Here is a 16,570-nt window from a genome sequence, read left to right as displayed (position 1 = left end):
ATCCTTGTTGCACATGAAGGAGGATGCAGATATGAATCGAAAAGAAATTTCCGCAGGTGGTGTCGTGTACCGCCTAAAGGACGGAGCACTTCAAATTCAACTGATTCAAGACCGTTATGGAAAAACTTCTCTTGCGAAGGGCAAGATGGAGGCCGGTGAAACTATAGAGGAAACGGCTTTGCGCGAAATATGGGAAGAAACCGGAATTACCGGTAAGATTATTTCCCCCGTCGATATTATTGCTTATAAATACAATCATCCCGAGTACGGAATAGTCGACAAGGAAGTACACTATTATTTAGTAGAAGCCGAGGAAGGCACCTTGAAACCTCAAATTGAGGAAATTAACGGTGTCGATTGGTACGAACCTCAAGTAGCTTGGAATAAACAGCGCCAGAGCGGGTACGGTAACAATGATGTCATCCTGCGTAAAGCATTGGAACTTCTAAAGATCAGCGTTTAACTGGATTTAGAATCCTTTCGCCATAAAGGCAGATAACATAGCGGCAGGGCGAGAAGGGAGCAGACGACGTTAAAAATGGTCTGGGCATGGGCGATCTGGCTCCCTGGATCTACCGCAAGCCAGCTGGAAACGGCCGCAAGCGTTCCGATAAAGGGAACAAAGAGCACTGCTCCGCCTACATTTAGCCCCAAATGTGACCAGGCTACAAAACGCCCAGCCTGGCTGCTGCCGATTGCGGCGATAAGGGCGGTTACGCAGGTGCCGACGTTCGAGCCAAGAACAATGGCAACCCCGAGAGTAGGAGGTAGTACACCGCTTACTGCCAGGCTCATGGCCATGGCGATAACCGCAGCGCTGCTGTGCATCAGAGCGGTGAGCGCCGCGCCGGCCAGTATTCCCCAGAGAATGCTTCGCGAAGCATGATCGAGGAACCACTGGAACACGCCTAACTGCTGAAGGGAAGGACCGATGGATTGCATCACTCGGATGCCCAGTAGTACAAGGGCAAATCCGGCTAAAGCGAGACAAAGAAATTGTGTCTTCTCAAACCTACTCCGCAGCTCGACAAGTCTGGATGGCAGTCGTTCGCTCAGAATGACGGCTGCTGTCCAGACCATCAGCGAAAGAATGAGCAGAGGTAATGCTGCCTGTCCGATCTGTAGACTGATCAGCTCGGTTGTCAGGGTGGTACCGATATTGGTGCCGAGAATAATGCCTAGTGTCCCTGCATAATTCAGGAGCCCGGCATTAGCGAAACCAATCGCCAGTACCGTGACAGCCGTACTGCTCTGCAGTAGAGCGGTGAGACCTGTACTGGTCATCATTCCTTTTAACGGCGTGGACGTTGCTTTATTCAGCCATTGGTGGAGCATAGGGCCAGCAAAACGCTGAAGTGAAATCTCCATGACCTTCATGCCCAGCAAAAACACGACGAGACCGTAAGTGACCGGAAACCAGAATGTAGAAAACATGAGATTCTCCTTTGTGAGGGTCTTTGTTATTAGAGATAAGAAAGTATAAACTTCAGAGTAAACAGCATCCTTATCTCGCAAGAAAAACTACCGCTAAACGCGGTCTTTCTACTGTGAAGATACATCGATAGATGTTTTTCATATTAATTACGTATATGATCCCTTACGGACACGCATGCCAGTGATTGTCCGAAGGGAAAGAAATCAGGGAGTGAAGCATGAATGCCATCGGTCATTTTGGATCGCAGCCGAAAGAAAAGATTGGAACAAAGTCATCCATGGGTTTTTAAAAGTGAAATAGCATCGGTCGAGGGAAATCCGGAACCTGGTGAGCTAGTTCAAGTGTTGAATCATCAAGGCCGGTTTCTGGCTACAGGCTACTACAATCCGAAGTCGCAAATCACGGTTAGAGTTGTCTCTTATCAGCCGCTTGAGAAGATGGACCGCAATTTCTTTGTGTCCCGCTTTCAGGATTGTTTGAGACACCGCGAACGGTTTATCGGTGATGAAAATGCGTACCGGCTTGTGTACGGGGAAGCTGATTTTCTGCCAGGGCTGATTGTTGACCGCTTTTCTGACGTGTTGGTTGTTCAGCTGTTGACACTCGGTATGGATCAATGCCGTGACAGTATTGTCGAAGCGCTTGTGGAAGTGATGAACCCTGCTGGTATTTATGAACGCAGTGATGTTTCCGTAAGGGAACTGGAAGGTTTGGAGCAGCGCAAAGGAACCTTGTATGGGGAATGTCCACGACATGTTACAGTTACCGAAAATGGCCTGAAGATTAAAGTCGATATTGAAGAAGGACAGAAGACAGGTTATTTCTTTGACCAGCGTGAGAATAGAGCCTCTATACAGCCGCTGATGATCGGTTGGGGAGATCGGAGCGGAATTACACTGCAAGAACTTGAGCGGGACGGACAAATGCTGCGGGTTCCAGTAAACAAAAGCGGTAAAGAGGTTACGTTCCCTTATTGGGACGGGGCAACCGTTCTGGAGTGTTTTTCCCATACGGGAAGCTTTACTTTGCATGCTTGCAAATATGGAGCCAAGAAGGTTACTTGTCTCGATATTTCCGAGCATGCCATTGACAGTGCCAGAGAAAATGTGGAGCTGAACGGGTTTCAGGATCGAGTCGAATTTGTCGTGGATGATGCTTTTCAATATCTTCGCTCACAGGTTAAGGGAGTGGAGGAACGTGAAGAGCGTGCCCGAGGAGAACATAAGGTAGATACTTCAAAACCATTGACGGCTGGAGGCGGACGTACATGGGATGTTGTCATTCTCGATCCTCCTGCTTTTGCCAAGAGCAAAGGAGCGGTAAAGGGAGCGTGCCGCGGCTACAAGGATATCAACCTTCATGGTATGAAGCTGGTAAATGAAGGTGGATACCTCGTTACAGCAAGCTGTTCCTACCATATGCGTCCAGATTTGTTCCTGGAGACGATCAAGGAGGCTGCCCAAGATGCCGGTAAAATATTGCGTCTTGTAGAATGGCGTGCCGCGGGCAAGGATCACCCTCAAATTCTAGGTGTGGACGAAGGCCACTATTTGAAGTTTGCGGTGTTTGAAGTCCGCAGCAAAACGACTCTGTAAAAATATTAACTGCAATGTCTAGAGGAGACTGTCCCATACAGCGATGTATTTTCGCTGTTGAGGCAGTCTTTTTTGTATGGGGTACAGCTGGTTGATCGGAAGAGAGATAGAACTATAACATCGGCTTGCATGACGGTTTCCCGTGCAAGATTGTTATGGTAATGGCATCCAAACGTATGTTCCTTCATTCGGCAGTTATGCTATACTAATAGACACCGTCTTTTTAAAGATATAAAGAAGTGTAAGTCGGGAATTCAGTTTAAAGATTTGTCCATGAAGAAGATTTATATAGATTGAACTGAAGAAATTGAAGAACTACAACGAAGAAGGCGGAATTATTCTGGAGAAACGGAGAGGTCGCCTTTGTCCCCGGATTTCAACGATTATATAAATATACCAATGAAATCTGGGGGCAACAGCGATCGGAAGAATAATCCGCATTCGTAGTGATGCTCAGGCTGAGAGTCTTTTGTTCAACTTTTTTTATATTATAGTTTGGAGATTTGAGGAGGCATAACATGTCGATTCGTTTTGTCATCGGACGTTCGGGAAGCGGAAAGAGTACCGCAATAAGTGAAGAGATTACAAGACGGCTTGAGGAAGATCCTCACGGAAAGCCCATCATTTTGATCGTACCGGAGCAAGCATCCTTTCAGGCGGATAATACGATTGTCACCTCAGGCCGCACCAGAGGCACCCTTCGCGCTCAAGTACTTAGCTTCCGCCGGCTCGCTTATCGGGTTATGCAGGAGACCGGCGGATCTGCCCGGGTCGCCATTAGTGAAGAAGGCAAGCGGATGCTGCTGTACAAAATTATCCAGCGACGCAAAGAGGAGCTGAAACTGTTCGGCGGATCCAGTGAACAGCTTGGATTTGTAGGTAAACTTAGTGATATGTACACGGAGATGAAACGATACTGCATTGACGCTTCCGGTGTTGAGAATCAGCTTGAGCATATGGCTTCCTCTACAGGAAGTCCTCCGATGCTGCGCCGCAAACTGGAAGATGTATTAACGCTGTACCGGGATTTTGAGCACGAGCTATCCCCACTTTATATAGATGAAGAGGATACTTTGGTAAAGCTCGCTGAAGGGATTGCCTCATCGGAATATATCCGCAACGCGGATATATGGATTGACGGATTCCACGGCTTTACACCGCAGGAATATGTTGTTCTCCGGGAGCTGATGCAGCATGCTTCATCGGTAACGACTGCGTTGACGTTAGATAAGCCTTATATGAATGGTGCGCTCCCGCATGAGCTGGACTTGTTCCACCCTACAGCTGTGACGTACATAAAGTTGAAAGGTATTGCTGACGAATTGGGTATGGAATCGGTACATACGGTGCTTAGCCCGGATACGCTGCCGAGGTTTAAGGAACGTTCCGTGCTGGCACATCTGGAACGTGGCTATGACCGGAAAGCTCGGTGGCGTCCTCTGAACGGTGATGAAGCAGGGAAAACGGAAGGCTTGTCGCTATACGCTGCGGATAACCGCCGTTCGGAGGTGGAGGGCGCTATCCGCGAAATGCTGAGGCTGGCGAGGGAAGAAGGAGCAAGATTCCGTGAAATGGCGGTATTCGCCCGTAATCTGGCAGATTATGAGCATATGATCAATCCGCTGTTCCGTGAATACGGTGTGCCATACTTCATGGACCAGAAGCGCAGTGAGCTTCATCATCCGTTGGTTGAGTTTATACGCTCTGCTCTAGATGTGACTGGCAAGCGTTGGCGTTACGAAGATGTATTCCGATGTGTCAAAACAGATCTGCTTCTCCCTTTGGATGGTTCGCTTTCCAGAGAAGACATGGATGCGCTCGAGAACCATGTACTCGCATCCGGCATCCAAGGCTCTCGTTGGAATGATGGACGCCCTTGGAAAGGGATACCGAGTCTATCACTGGAAGATGGAGACGGGGGAAGTCAGAGTCAGCAGGCAAAAGGGCTCCATATTATCGAACAATGCCGCGCCGCCATTACTGGGCCTCTTCACGCTTTTGAGAAGAGGATGAAGAAGGGTGCGACAGCAAGAGACAAAGCTACAGCGGTCTACAAGCTACTGGAAGATGCCGATGTGCCAGGGAAGCTGGAACTGATGAGCCGGGCGGCACTGGATGTCGGTAGACCGGAAGAAGCCAGAGAGCACCGTCAGATTTGGGGGGCTGTACTGGACCTACTGGATCAGATTGTTGAAATGATGGGTAGTGAGAAACTGAGCGCCGAGATGTTTACAGGAATGTTGGATACGGGCTTAACGGAGCTGAGAATGGCACTTGTTCCGCCGTCCCTTGACCAAGTACTTGTGGGCAGCATGGATCATACCCGCTCTGGAGGCGTGAAGTATGTATTTTTATTAGGGGTTAATGATGGCGTTATTCCAGCACAATTCCAGGATGATGGAATATTGACGGAGCAGGAACGGGTTACTCTTGAGAGCTCGGGCATGGAGTTGGCCCCTAATATTTCACGCCGTTTGCTAGATGAGCGTTTTTTGATATATACGGCACTGACAAGCGCCAGCCGCCAACTGTGGATCAGTTACCCGGCAGCAGATCACGAAGGAAAAGCGCTGCTGCCATCAGAGGTGGTACGCCACATTAAAAGCATGTTCCAGCTGAAAGAGCAAGTGCTTTATGCCGAGCCTCATGGTGGGCAGTCTCCTGAGGAGCAGGGACGATTTGTGGCCGGAAGCGGAAAATCGCTGGCATTTCTTGTTGGCAGACTCCGTGAATGGAGAAATGGTGGAAGCCTGCCGCCTTTATGGTGGGAAGTGTACAACTGGTTTGCCCGCAATCCGGCATGGAAGGATCAATTGGGCAGCATGCTGTCTTCGCTCTCTTACCGCAATGAGACACGGAGTCTTGCGGAAGAGACGAGCCGTCGTTTATACGGAAGCAAGCTGCGGACAAGTGTATCCCGGATGGAGCGTTTTGTCGCGTGTCCGTTTTCACATTTTGCATCCCACGGACTCAAGCTACGGGAGCGTCAGCTGTACCGGCTACAAGCTCCGGATATTGGGCAGTTGTTTCATGCCGCGCTTAGCGATATGGCGTCTCGCTTTAAGGATCAAGAGCGGAGCTGGGGTGAGCTGAGCGCGGATGAATGCCTACGCGAAGCTGAGGCGACGGTGGACAGACTCATTCCTATGTTACAGGGAGAAATATTGCTTAGCTCCAAAAGATACGGATATATATCCCGCAAGCTGAAAAATATCGTCGGGCGCGCCTCTGTCATATTAGGGGAGCAGTCGCGCAGGGGCAGTTTTGAACCGGTCGGTCTGGAGCTGGATTTTGGGCCGGACAAGCCCATCCCGCCACTTGCCTTCCAGCTGCCGAACGGGGTGTTGATGGAAGTGGTCGGACGGATCGACCGTGTTGATATGGCGCGCGGTGAGAATGGGATTATGCTGCGGGTAATTGATTATAAATCGAGCCAAAAAGATTTGCGGTTGCATGAAGTGTACTATGGATTGTCACTGCAGATGCTGACCTATTTGGATGTACTGCTCACGTTTGCGGAAGATTGGCTTGGAGAGAGCGCACTGCCTGCAGGCACGCTCTATTTCCATGTTCATGATCCGTTGCTTCAGTCACCCAATGGCATGAACCCTGAGCAAGCAGCGGAAGAACTATTGAAACGGTTTAAGATGAAAGGACTGCTGCTGGCTGATCGTGAGGCTGTGTCCTTAATGGATTCTTTCCTTGAAAAAGGTCACTCTGCCATTCTTCCTGTGGCCGTTAAGGCCGACGGGAGTTTCTACAGCAGTGCGGCAGTAGCAACGCCAGACCAATGGGATACGCTACTATCGGCCGTAAGAGAAAATATTGTTACGATCGGCTCACGGATCACGGACGGGGAAGTGACAATAGAGCCGTACCGGATTCAGCAGGAGACAGCCTGTACCCATTGCTCATACCGTCCTGTTTGTCAGTTTGATGAGGCGATGGAAGGCAGCAATTATCAGCTGCTCGGGAAGCCGGGTAAGGACCAGGTATGGGATCTGCTCGGTCATATGAAAGGAGGAGACGCAAGGTGAACGGAATCATGACAAAGCCGGAGGGCAGTATGTGGAGCGATGACCAATGGAAAGCGATCGCGAAGAGCGGGAGCGACATCCTGGTAGCCGCTGCCGCAGGTTCCGGTAAAACCGCCGTGCTGGTCGAGCGTATCATCCGCAAAATAACGGATGGGAGCGCAGGATTCAGCGTGGACCGTCTGCTCGTGGCCACATTTACCAAAGCGGCAGCAGCCGAAATGCGTGAGCGTATTCGGGAAGCACTCGAGAGAGAGCTGGAGAACGACCCGGACAATGAACATTTGCGGCGCCAACTCGCATTGCTGGGACGTGCCTCCATCACAACGCTGCACTCTTTCTGTATGGAAGTGATACGGCGCTATTATCAGCTGATACCACTCGATCCAGGCTTCCGGATATTGAATGAGCATGAAGCAGAACTGATGCGCCAAGACATTTTGGAAGAATTGTTTGAGGAAAAATACGGAGATGCCGAGCAGGGAGGAACTTTCCTGCAACTAGCCGACTGGTTCAGTGGGGAGCGCAGCGATGATGCTCTATACCGGCTGGTTCAGCGGTTGTACAATTTTTCCCGCAGTCATTCCTGGCCTGATCGTTGGCTTCGGGACACCGCCGCAGAATTCCAGGTGGTAGACACAGCAGCGCTCGGTGAAACGGGCTGGGTACAGAGCATCCTTGCTGATGCGCGCCTGGCTCTTTCCGGAGCAGCGGGTCTGCTTGAACAGGCGCGTTCCGTAGCGCTATTGCCGGGAGGACCAGCTCCGTATGCTGCCAATTTGGATGAGGATAGAGCATTGGTGGATTCGCTGCTTGAAGCGGTCAACAACGATCCATGGGAGCAGCTGTATGATCGGTTTCGGGATGTTTCTTTTGGCAAACTGAAATCCGTCCGCAAGGATGAGGTGGTTCCTGAATTGCAGGAACGGGTCAAGGAACTGCGGGACAATGTGAAAAAAACGGTGAATGAGCTTAAAACAGCTCTGTTTGGGCGTCCGGCCTCAGAATTTATGTATGAGCTTCAGACAGCAGCTCCGCTTATGAGTGAGTTGGTGGAGACGGTTATTACATTCGCTGACAGATACCGTGCAGCCAAAGCGGCCAAGAGTACAGTGGACTTCAATGACTTGGAGCATTATTGTCTCCAGATTCTAAGGCATCCAGACTCGGATCCGGGTCACCTTATGCCATCCGATGCTGCATTGGAATACCGCGAACAGTTTGATGAAGTGCTGCTCGACGAATATCAGGATACCAACAATGTGCAGGAGGATATTGTTCGTCTGATCTCCCGGGAGTTTCCCGGAAACCGGTTTATGGTCGGGGACGTCAAGCAAAGTATTTACCGTTTCCGATTGGCAGAGCCGGGGTTATTTCTCGATAAATACAAGAATTACGGATCAGAAAGTGCATCAGGGTCTGAAAACGCTGAGCATCTTCAGGGCTCTTCTGGAATCCGGATCGATCTCGCACGGAACTTCCGCAGCCGAATGGAGGTTGTGGACGCTGTTAATATGCTGTTTCGGCAGATCATGAATGAGTCCGTGGCTGAAATTGCATATGATCAACGGGCAGAGCTCGTGTGCGGCGCATCCTTCCCACAATCAGACGTACGGAATGAAGACGATGTAAATGCTGGACCTGGGCAGATAGATGAAAACCCGTATGCTCCGGAACTGCTGCTGATTGACCGCCTTGGCCAGGAGTCTGAGGAACCGAAGGATGAGGAAGGCCCGGATATCGAAGGGATTTCTTCTGAAACGGAGCGGCTGGAGATGGAAACTGCACAACTGGAGGCTCGTGCGATTGCCCGTCGGATCCGGGAGATGACCGGAGAAAATGGGAAGCCGCTGATGGTGTATGATAAGCAGCTTAAATCGATGAGGCCGGCGCAGTACGGTGATATGGTTATCCTGCTTCGTTCGGCTATGGTGTGGGCCCCCTTAATTATGGAGGAGCTCCGGCAGGAGGGGATTCCTTCATTCGGCGAACAGAACAAGGGGTACTTTCAATCGATTGAAGTTGAAATCATGCTTTCTTTACTTCATGTGATAGACAATCCTCGTCAGGATATTCCTCTCGCTTCTGTTTTACGGTCGCCGATCGTTGGATTAACGGAAGAGGAACTGGCACAGGTTCGCCTTTGTGCATCAGGAACGTTTTACGATGCACTTTCAGAAGCTGTTAGTACATTCGAGCCTGGGCTGCCTCAAGGGGCAGGGATCGATACAGGCCGTTGGTTTACGGGGATAGAATTGCCGGGGCTTGCCGAGGTAGCGGTAGGTCTGGCCGATTTTCAACAAATCCGAGAAAAGTCAGGGATCTCTTCAGACCAGAGCCCTGTACTGTCCGCTGAGCTGTTTGGGAAGCTGAAGAAGTTCATGGAAAGACTCCACAGCTGGCGTAAGGAAGCCCGTCAGGGAAGCCTCAGTGACCTGATATGGCGCATCTACAGTGATACGGGCTATTTGGACTGGATCGGTGGTTTGCCGGGTGGCACCCAGCGCAGAGGCAATCTGACGGCGTTGTATGACCGGGCTGTCCAGTACGAACAGGATACTTCATCCAGAGGCTTGTTCCGTTTCCTGACGTTTATCTCACGACTGCGTGACAACGGTGGGGATCTTGGCGCAGCAGGCGGGACGGAGAGCCAGGGGAATGCTGTTCGTCTGATGACGATTCACAAAAGCAAAGGCTTGGAGTTTCCAGTTGTGTTTGTTGCCGGAATTTCAAAAAACTTTAATCAGCAGGATCTAAACGTTCCTTTCCTGATGCATAAAGAGCTAGGGTTCGGCCCGAAATATGTGGACGAGAAGCTGCGGGTCAGTTATCCGACACTGCCGAATCTGGCGATTCGCCGCAGGTCGCAGCTGGAGCTTCTGGCTGAGGAGATGCGTGTACTTTACGTGGCGCTAACCAGACCGAAGGAGAAGATGATTTTAGTTGGAACCGTGAAGGATCTGCCGAAAAAAGTGAGCGGTTGGGCTCAAGCGGACAGTACACTTGAACTGCTCCTACCTGATTATATGCTGGCTCGTGGACGCAGCTATCTGGACTGGATCGGACCGGCCATTATACGCCATCCATCTGCCGGAGTGCTTCGGGAAGCTGCAGGATTGCAATCTCTGGAGCATACGGTTCTGTCTTCGGACAGTACTGGCTGGATCATTCATATGGAGACATCCGATTCTTTGTCCGGGAACACGATCGTGAAGGACGAAGAGGAGGTCCTTGAAGCTGAACGGGCCGAGAAGGAGTCGGCACTACGTAAACTTGAGCCTGTTGCCGATATCGGTTGGAATGAAAAGGGCAGTGTGCAGGAAATGAGACAGGAAATTTACCGCCGTCTAAGCTGGTCATACCCCTTTGCAGCGGTGAGTGGGATTTCTGCGAAAACGTCCGTCACAGAAATGAAAAAGCTGCTTGCAATGCAAGATAGTCCATCATTGGACATGATAGAGGAAGCTGCAATTCGCAGGCAGCAGGAGGAGACGCAGGTGGATGCGAGTTCATTCACGCTGCATCTGCGGCGGCCCAAATTTATGGAAGCCGCCACATTGACTCCTGCAGAGCGCGGAACGGTTTATCATACGGTTATGCAGCATTTGCCTATCAGCAGTAGTACGGATCTTTCGGTCGTTGAGAGGACCATTGCGGAGTTGACGGAGAAAGAGATTATTACGAGAGCACAGGCTGAAGCCGTAAGTCCGGAACATATTTTGGGAATCCTTCATTCTTCAGTAGGTGTGAAGCTTCTTGAAGCGCAGCAGGTCTGGCGCGAGATGCCGTTCTCTTATGGTCTGTCGGCATCAGAAGCTTATAAAGGTCTGTCATTTCTTGGCTTTACAGAAGGTACAGATGAATCCTCAATTCGGGACGCCCAGCTTCTTGATGATGAGACTGTCTTAATTCAAGGGATCGTGGATTGCTTGTTCCGGTTCAATGATAAGCTGATTTTGCTGGACTATAAAACAGACCGCGTAGTGGAACACCGTGGAGGTATCGAAACATTAACAGAGCACTATCGTTTTCAGCTGGAGTTGTACAGTAAGGCGCTTCAGGATATTTTGGGTGAACCTATCCATGAAAAATGGCTCTACTTTTTCGATGGGGGCCATGCAGTGCTCTTATAGATTTATCAATGGATTATGAAACTTTTAAAAATTATATATATTCTTTGAGCTTATTTAGCGTTCAGGTAGAAAGCTTTCAGTGGGAGAGGGGAACTAGGAGTTATGCGGATTTTGCATACGGGTGACTGGCATTTGGGCCGGACGCTTGAAGGCCGGAGTCGTTTGGCTGAGCAGGAAGCATTTTTGGACGAGCTCGTAAGGATGGCGGATGATCAGCATGCGGATCTCATATTGATGGCAGGTGATGTTTATGATTCCGTTAATCCGCCTGCAGCGGCGGAACAGTTGTTTTATGATGCTGCGGCACGGCTAACAGATGGAGGACGGCCACTTGTCGTCATTGCAGGAAACCATGATCAGCCCGAGAGGGTATCGTCTGTGACACCGCTTGTGGCAAAACGCGGTATTACCTTGGTTGGGCTTCCTTCGGCGGAAACTGTTACAGTAACAGCTTCTAGAACAGGAGAAATCGCCAAAATCGCAGCTCTCCCGTATCCATCTGAGGCAAGATTGAATGAGCTGCTAACCGCAGACGGCAACGAGGATGAGCTTCGCCGTGCGTACAGCGAACGAGTGGGGAAGTTGATGCAGATGATGGCCCGCGATTTTTCACCGAAGACGGTCAATCTGGCCATGAGTCATATTTATGTACTCGGCGGGCTCGAGAGTGAATCAGAGCGTCCCATTCAGGTGGGGGGTGCTTACACGGTCGATCCTTCGGCTCTTGCGGTTGGTGCCTGTTATACGGCCCTCGGCCATCTTCACCGCCCACAGGCTGTCAAAGGTGAGGGGATAATCCGTTACAGCGGATCGCCTTTGGCCTACAGCTTTTCGGAAGCGGGTCAGGCTAAATCGGTGACCATGGTAGATGTTTCTCCTGGCACCACTCCGGTCGTTGAAGAGCTGTTTTTGAGCAGTGGACGTCCGCTTGTTCGCTGGAAGGCGAAGGGAGGGCTGCAGGAGGTGTACCGGTGGCTTGAGGAAGAGCGAGATCTGGATGCTTTTATAGATCTGGAAGTTTCACTGACCGAGGCCATGGGAATGGCAGATATTCAGCGCCTCCGCAAAAGTCGGGACGGTATCGTACACATCCGGCCGATATACCCTGAGATGGAAGCATTGGAGCTGGAGACGGAGCGCGCAAGGCTTCCGCTGCCTGATTTGTTCCGTAAGTTCTACCAGCGGCAGACCGGAGGAGCAGAGCCGGAGGATAGCCTGGTTGACCTCTTCTTGGAGCTTGTAGATGAGGAAGAAACAGAACAAGCGGGGGTGAGTGAATGAAGCCGATTTTACTTAAAGTAGCCGGTCTTCAAAGCTACCGGGAACCGCAGGAAATCGATTTTGAACAGCTGTGCGAGACCGGATTATTCGGCATATTTGGACCAACGGGGAGCGGTAAATCGACATTGCTCGACGCCATTACTTTGGCGATGTACGGCAAGGTGGAGCGTGCGGTTAACGGCACGCAGGGCATTATGAATCATTCGGAGGACAGCTTGTTTGTTTCCTTTACCTTTGAGCTGGCCTCTGCAGATGGTCCGGAGCGGTACCGTGTGGAGCGCCGATTTAAACGGGTTAATGAACTGTCGATCAGTAATACGATCAGCCGATTTGTAGTAATTACGGACGAGGGTGAGGCCGTAGTTGCAGACAAGCTGGCCGACGTGACCCGGTGTATTGAAGAGAAAATCGGTCTGAAAATGGATGATTTCACCAGAGCGGTTGTGCTTCCACAAGGAAAATTTGCCGAGTTTTTATCATTGAAAGGCAGCGAACGGCGGCAAATGCTTCAACGGCTGTTTCATCTGGAGCGCTATGGTGACCAGCTTGCCATGAAACTTAGCCGCAGGGTGAAAGACAACGATGGAGCATTAAAGTCTGTAGAAGCGGAGCAGCAAGGTCTTGGGAACGCAGGCAAGGAAGCGGTAGCAGAAGTCGAGAAGGTGATGTCGGATGCGGTGGTGCATGCGGAGAAATCCAGAAAAAATTTGAAGGCAGCTGCTGATCGAAGTGAAGCTTTAAGCAAAGTACGCGAACTGGATATGGAGCAGCGCCGTCTAAGAAGCAAGCTGGATGACTTATCGGCACGTGAAGAGGAGATTAAGAGTTATGAAAAGCAGCTGGACCTTGGTGCGTCTGCAAAACTGCTTATTCCTGCTCTGGAATCGCGGCGAGAATCTGCGAAAATCCATGAGAATTTGCTCGCTAAAGCGGAACTGCTGTTTAGGCAATCGGAACAGTCAGAAGTAGCGGCTGAACGTGCTTGTACGGCAGACGACGCTGCTCAGATGCTTTTATCTGCAGAAGAGCCTAAACTTCTACTTCGAGCTGAGCAGTTGGAACAGGCGGCTGTTCTTCAGCGGGAAAGGGATGCTCTTCACCTTGAGCTTATCGCTCTAAATGATCAGCGGTCTAAGGCTGGAAAGTCATTGGAGAGTATCAATGAGCAGCTTCATAAGGAACAGGAGCTGCTTGAAAGAGGAAGAAAACGCCGTGAAGAGCTGCAGGAGGGTCTGAAGCAGCTTGAGACAAGGGCACAGGACCGGCAGATGTTGCATGAGGCTATGCAGAAGCGGCAATCGATCCTGACGGCTGAAGCACAGTTATTTAAAGCGGAGGCTGAGTCTAAGGAACATAACATACAACAGCAGCACATCGAACGTGATCTGAAAGAAGCCCTAGCCATTGAAAAAGAGATACAGCATCAGCTGGAGCAGCTTGCTCAGGAATCTGAACAGCTTAGACGCTCGGTTGCCGATGCTTCTGAGTATGCTGATCAGGGGGCAGTGAAGGCGGCAGAAGCGGCTAGAGCTATGAATGAATCCTTCCGTGAACAGCAGCTTCACGCCTTATCGCTTTCATTGGCTTCCGAGCTTCGTGATGGAGAAGCCTGTCCTGTATGCGGCAGTTTGCATCACCCTGCACCGGTTCAACCAGATACCCTCTCAGATGAATCCGGTGAACTGCATCAGGAACGCCTTCGTCAGGTACAGGAAGAGATTCAAGAGCTGCGATTGGTTCTTCGCCAGCAGTTAAACGAAGCATCGGGATTACCCGTTCCGGCTGCAGTCCACGAGATGTCAGGCTCTATGACAGATAAATCTGAGAGTAGTGCCTCAACAATTGCATTCTCCGAAGCGGCTGTAGGATTAGCGCTAGAGCATAATGACGGTCTATCGCAAGTTGCAGAGCTTGAAAAGTTTCAGCATTTTGTATCCACCTTGAAAGCATTTGCTTCTTCACAAGCGGAGGCTTTGCATCAATGCCGTGAAAAGACTTCAATATATCAACAGAAACTTGGTTCCCTGCAGCAGGAGCTGGCTAAGCGGACGGCTTCTGCTGAGAACGCGCGCACTTCGTCCGAACAGTTTGGGAGAAAACTGAGCGGATTGAGAGAAGATATTAGTATTTTGATGAAAGAGTGGGGTGAGAGTAGTCCCGGTCTTGATCTTCAGGCGGTGGAGTTCCGCTTTAAAGAAATGCAGGAACGGGATGCCAAAGCCGAATCCGTGAAGGATGGACTTGACCGGAGCGTACCATTTCTGGAAGAGAAGAAGCAGACCGTGTTGAATCTTGAGAGTCAAATCCGTGAACTTGAGAAGCAGCTGATTCAATGGGATGCACAGCATCAGGGCAAGCAGGAGCTAATGCAGGAGAAAGAGGAGCGGCTTCAGTCGTGGATAGGAGACCGTTCCGCTCAAGAACTGCTGCAGGAATGCAAGCAGCGGCTGCAACATTTGAGATCGGCTGCCGAGCATTCCAGGCAGGAACGCCGCAAGGCGGAAGAGATGAAGCAACAGGCTACTAAAGAGGCAGCTATTGCTAAGCAGGCCGCGGATTCCGCAGACGAGCACACGAAGATGGCGGAACAGAGATGGCTTGCCCAGCTGGGCGACTCGCCGTTTACTACCGAAGAAGGGGTTCTTGAGGCGTTCATGACTCCACAGGAAGCTGATAAGTGTGCTGCTCACGTTCAAGCTCACCGTGAAGGGCAACGTGAATGGTCACTGCGGCTGAAGGATATCGAACTGAAGCTGAACGGAGCAACGTTCAGTGAAGAAGATTGGCAGGAATGTTGCCAAAATCTCGAACAGTGCCGGCAGGCAGATGAAGCGGCAATACAGTCGAAAGCCCGCGCTGAGCGGGATTTGGAGGACCTCAGGCAACGCCATATCCGGTTTATGGAGCTGGAAGAACGCCGGAGTTTACATTCCATAGAGGGAGAGCGCCTGTCGAAGCTCCAATCCTGTCTGCGCGGAAATGCGTTCGTGGAATATGTTGCAGAAGAACAGCTGATGCAAGTCAGTCAATCGGCTTCAGAGCGGCTGCGGTTTCTTACCAAACAGCGATATTCTCTGGAGGTCGATTCGGGAGGCGGATTTGTTATTCGTGATGACGCGAACGGGGGAGTCCGCAGGCCGGTTTCAACGTTGTCGGGTGGAGAAACGTTCCTGACATCCCTCTCCTTGGCGCTGGCGTTATCTGCTCAAATTCAACTCAGAGGGCAGTATCCTCTCCAGTTCTTTTTCTTGGATGAAGGGTTTGGAACATTAGACCCTGAGTTGCTTGATACAGTCATTACTTCTCTGGAAAGACTGCATAATGATCAACTCACAGTAGGAATTATCAGCCATGTGCCTGAGCTGAGGGCACGTCTGCCCCGCAAACTGGTTGTACGGCCTGCTGAACATTCCGGCGGGGGATCGAAGATTGTTTTGGAGACGATGTAATCATATTTATACCCCGTGATATTTTTCACAGAGACAGTTACAAGGGGCTGTTATAATACAGCTAAGCCGACATTCTTATTTAGAAGCACCTCGGCGGACGTATGGATAAGAGAATCCTCTTATATCATACGCCCGCTTGCTGGACAGCTGAGTTCCAGCTGACCGGGTGCTTCTATTTTTTTTGCCTTCATTGGACGGATTTACGGGTTTTCTTGTATGATGAGAGCATGATAACCTTAGAGGAGGTACAGTTATGGATAACTGCCTGTTTTGCAAAATTATTAATGGAGATATCCCTTCCAAGAAGGTGTTGGAGAATGATCGGGTGCTCGTGTTTCATGATATTCAGCCGGCCGCTCCGGTTCACGTACTGATCATACCTAAAAAACACATCGCTTCAATGAACGATGTCCAAGCGGCAGATTTAGAGCTGATTGGCGACATTCACAAGGCGGCACAAGAGGCTGCTGCTGAACTGGGAATCGCGGAGAGCGGTTATCGCCTAATCAATAACTGTGGACGCGACGGCGAACAAACCGTCCATCATTTACATTATCATTTGCTCGGAGGAGCACGTCTTGGAGCCCTGACAGGGATCTCTTCTTCCCATGCTTAACCATCATAGGGCGGCGATTTCATAATA

Annotated in this window: 8 protein-coding genes; 7 read left to right on the top strand and 1 reads right to left on the bottom strand. The window is 50.5% G+C overall.

Features of this window, described 5'->3' with window-relative positions; genetic code table 11:
• Positions 1 to 31 precede the first annotated feature (31 nt).
• Entirely contained in the window at positions 32 to 463 is a 432-nt protein-coding gene (locus B9N86_RS21080; protein WP_208915108.1) for an NUDIX hydrolase, read from the top strand.
• Here B9N86_RS21080 and B9N86_RS21075 read toward each other — a convergent pair.
• Positions 460 to 1,434, bottom strand: coding sequence for a Na/Pi cotransporter family protein (locus tag B9N86_RS21075; RefSeq protein WP_208915107.1), 975 nt, complete (start codon positions 1,432 to 1,434; stop codon positions 460 to 462). The genes B9N86_RS21080 and B9N86_RS21075 overlap by 4 nt on opposite strands.
• A 222-nt stretch (positions 1,435 to 1,656) precedes the next feature.
• On the opposite strand from B9N86_RS21075, the gene B9N86_RS21070 reads away from it, so the two are divergent.
• The 6 genes from B9N86_RS21070 (at position 1,657) to B9N86_RS21045 (ending at position 16,543) form a co-directional block, all read left to right on the top strand.
• Positions 1,657 to 3,030 (top strand): class I SAM-dependent rRNA methyltransferase, encoded by a 1,374-nt coding sequence (locus tag B9N86_RS21070; RefSeq protein WP_208915106.1) that lies wholly within the window; start codon positions 1,657 to 1,659, stop codon positions 3,028 to 3,030.
• Between the two features lie 518 nt (positions 3,031 to 3,548).
• The gene (gene addB / locus B9N86_RS21065) at positions 3,549 to 7,067 is read left to right on the top strand and encodes a helicase-exonuclease AddAB subunit AddB (protein WP_208915105.1); all 3,519 of its coding nucleotides are present in this window, start codon (positions 3,549 to 3,551) and stop codon (positions 7,065 to 7,067) included.
• 8 nt (positions 7,068 to 7,075) lie between these two features.
• Positions 7,076 to 11,197 carry a helicase-exonuclease AddAB subunit AddA gene (gene addA, locus B9N86_RS21060; RefSeq protein WP_244563159.1) on the top strand — a complete coding sequence of 1,374 codons (4,122 nt, stop codon included), beginning with the start codon at positions 7,076 to 7,078 and terminating at the stop codon, positions 11,195 to 11,197.
• Between the two features lie 102 nt (positions 11,198 to 11,299).
• A complete protein-coding gene (locus B9N86_RS21055; RefSeq protein WP_208915103.1) occupies positions 11,300 to 12,478 on the top strand; it encodes an exonuclease SbcCD subunit D in 1,179 nt (392 codons plus the stop codon).
• Positions 12,475 to 15,927, top strand: a complete 3,453-nt coding sequence (locus B9N86_RS21050) for an AAA family ATPase (protein ID WP_208915102.1) — start codon at positions 12,475 to 12,477, stop codon at positions 15,925 to 15,927. The genes B9N86_RS21055 and B9N86_RS21050 overlap by 4 nt, the downstream gene beginning before the upstream one ends.
• A 253-nt stretch (positions 15,928 to 16,180) precedes the next feature.
• Complete coding sequence (locus tag B9N86_RS21045; RefSeq protein WP_208915101.1) at positions 16,181 to 16,543, top strand: histidine triad nucleotide-binding protein; 363 nt, start codon at positions 16,181 to 16,183, stop codon at positions 16,541 to 16,543.
• Positions 16,544 to 16,570 lie beyond the last annotated feature (27 nt).

The organism is Paenibacillus uliginis N3/975, assembly GCF_900177425.1.
GTDB classification, from domain to species: domain Bacteria; phylum Bacillota; class Bacilli; order Paenibacillales; family Paenibacillaceae; genus Paenibacillus_AQ; species Paenibacillus_AQ uliginis.
This window is presented reverse-complemented; position numbering and strand designations above follow the sequence as displayed.

What these genes read in the sequence shown, in the direction of transcription:
- B9N86_RS21080 (WP_208915108.1), top strand. Translation starts at nt 32, where the DNA reads ATGAATCGAAAAGAAATTTCCGCAGGTGGTGTCGTGTACCGCCTAAAG.
- B9N86_RS21075 (WP_208915107.1), bottom strand. Translation starts at nt 1,434, where the DNA reads ATGTTTTCTACATTCTGGTTTCCGGTCACTTACGGTCTCGTCGTGTTT.
- B9N86_RS21070 (WP_208915106.1), top strand. Translation starts at nt 1,657, where the DNA reads ATGCCATCGGTCATTTTGGATCGCAGCCGAAAGAAAAGATTGGAACAA.
- addB (WP_208915105.1), top strand. Translation starts at nt 3,549, where the DNA reads ATGTCGATTCGTTTTGTCATCGGACGTTCGGGAAGCGGAAAGAGTACC.
- addA (WP_244563159.1), top strand. Translation starts at nt 7,076, where the DNA reads ATGACAAAGCCGGAGGGCAGTATGTGGAGCGATGACCAATGGAAAGCG.
- B9N86_RS21055 (WP_208915103.1), top strand. Translation starts at nt 11,300, where the DNA reads ATGCGGATTTTGCATACGGGTGACTGGCATTTGGGCCGGACGCTTGAA.
- B9N86_RS21050 (WP_208915102.1), top strand. Translation starts at nt 12,475, where the DNA reads ATGAAGCCGATTTTACTTAAAGTAGCCGGTCTTCAAAGCTACCGGGAA.
- B9N86_RS21045 (WP_208915101.1), top strand. Translation starts at nt 16,181, where the DNA reads ATGGATAACTGCCTGTTTTGCAAAATTATTAATGGAGATATCCCTTCC.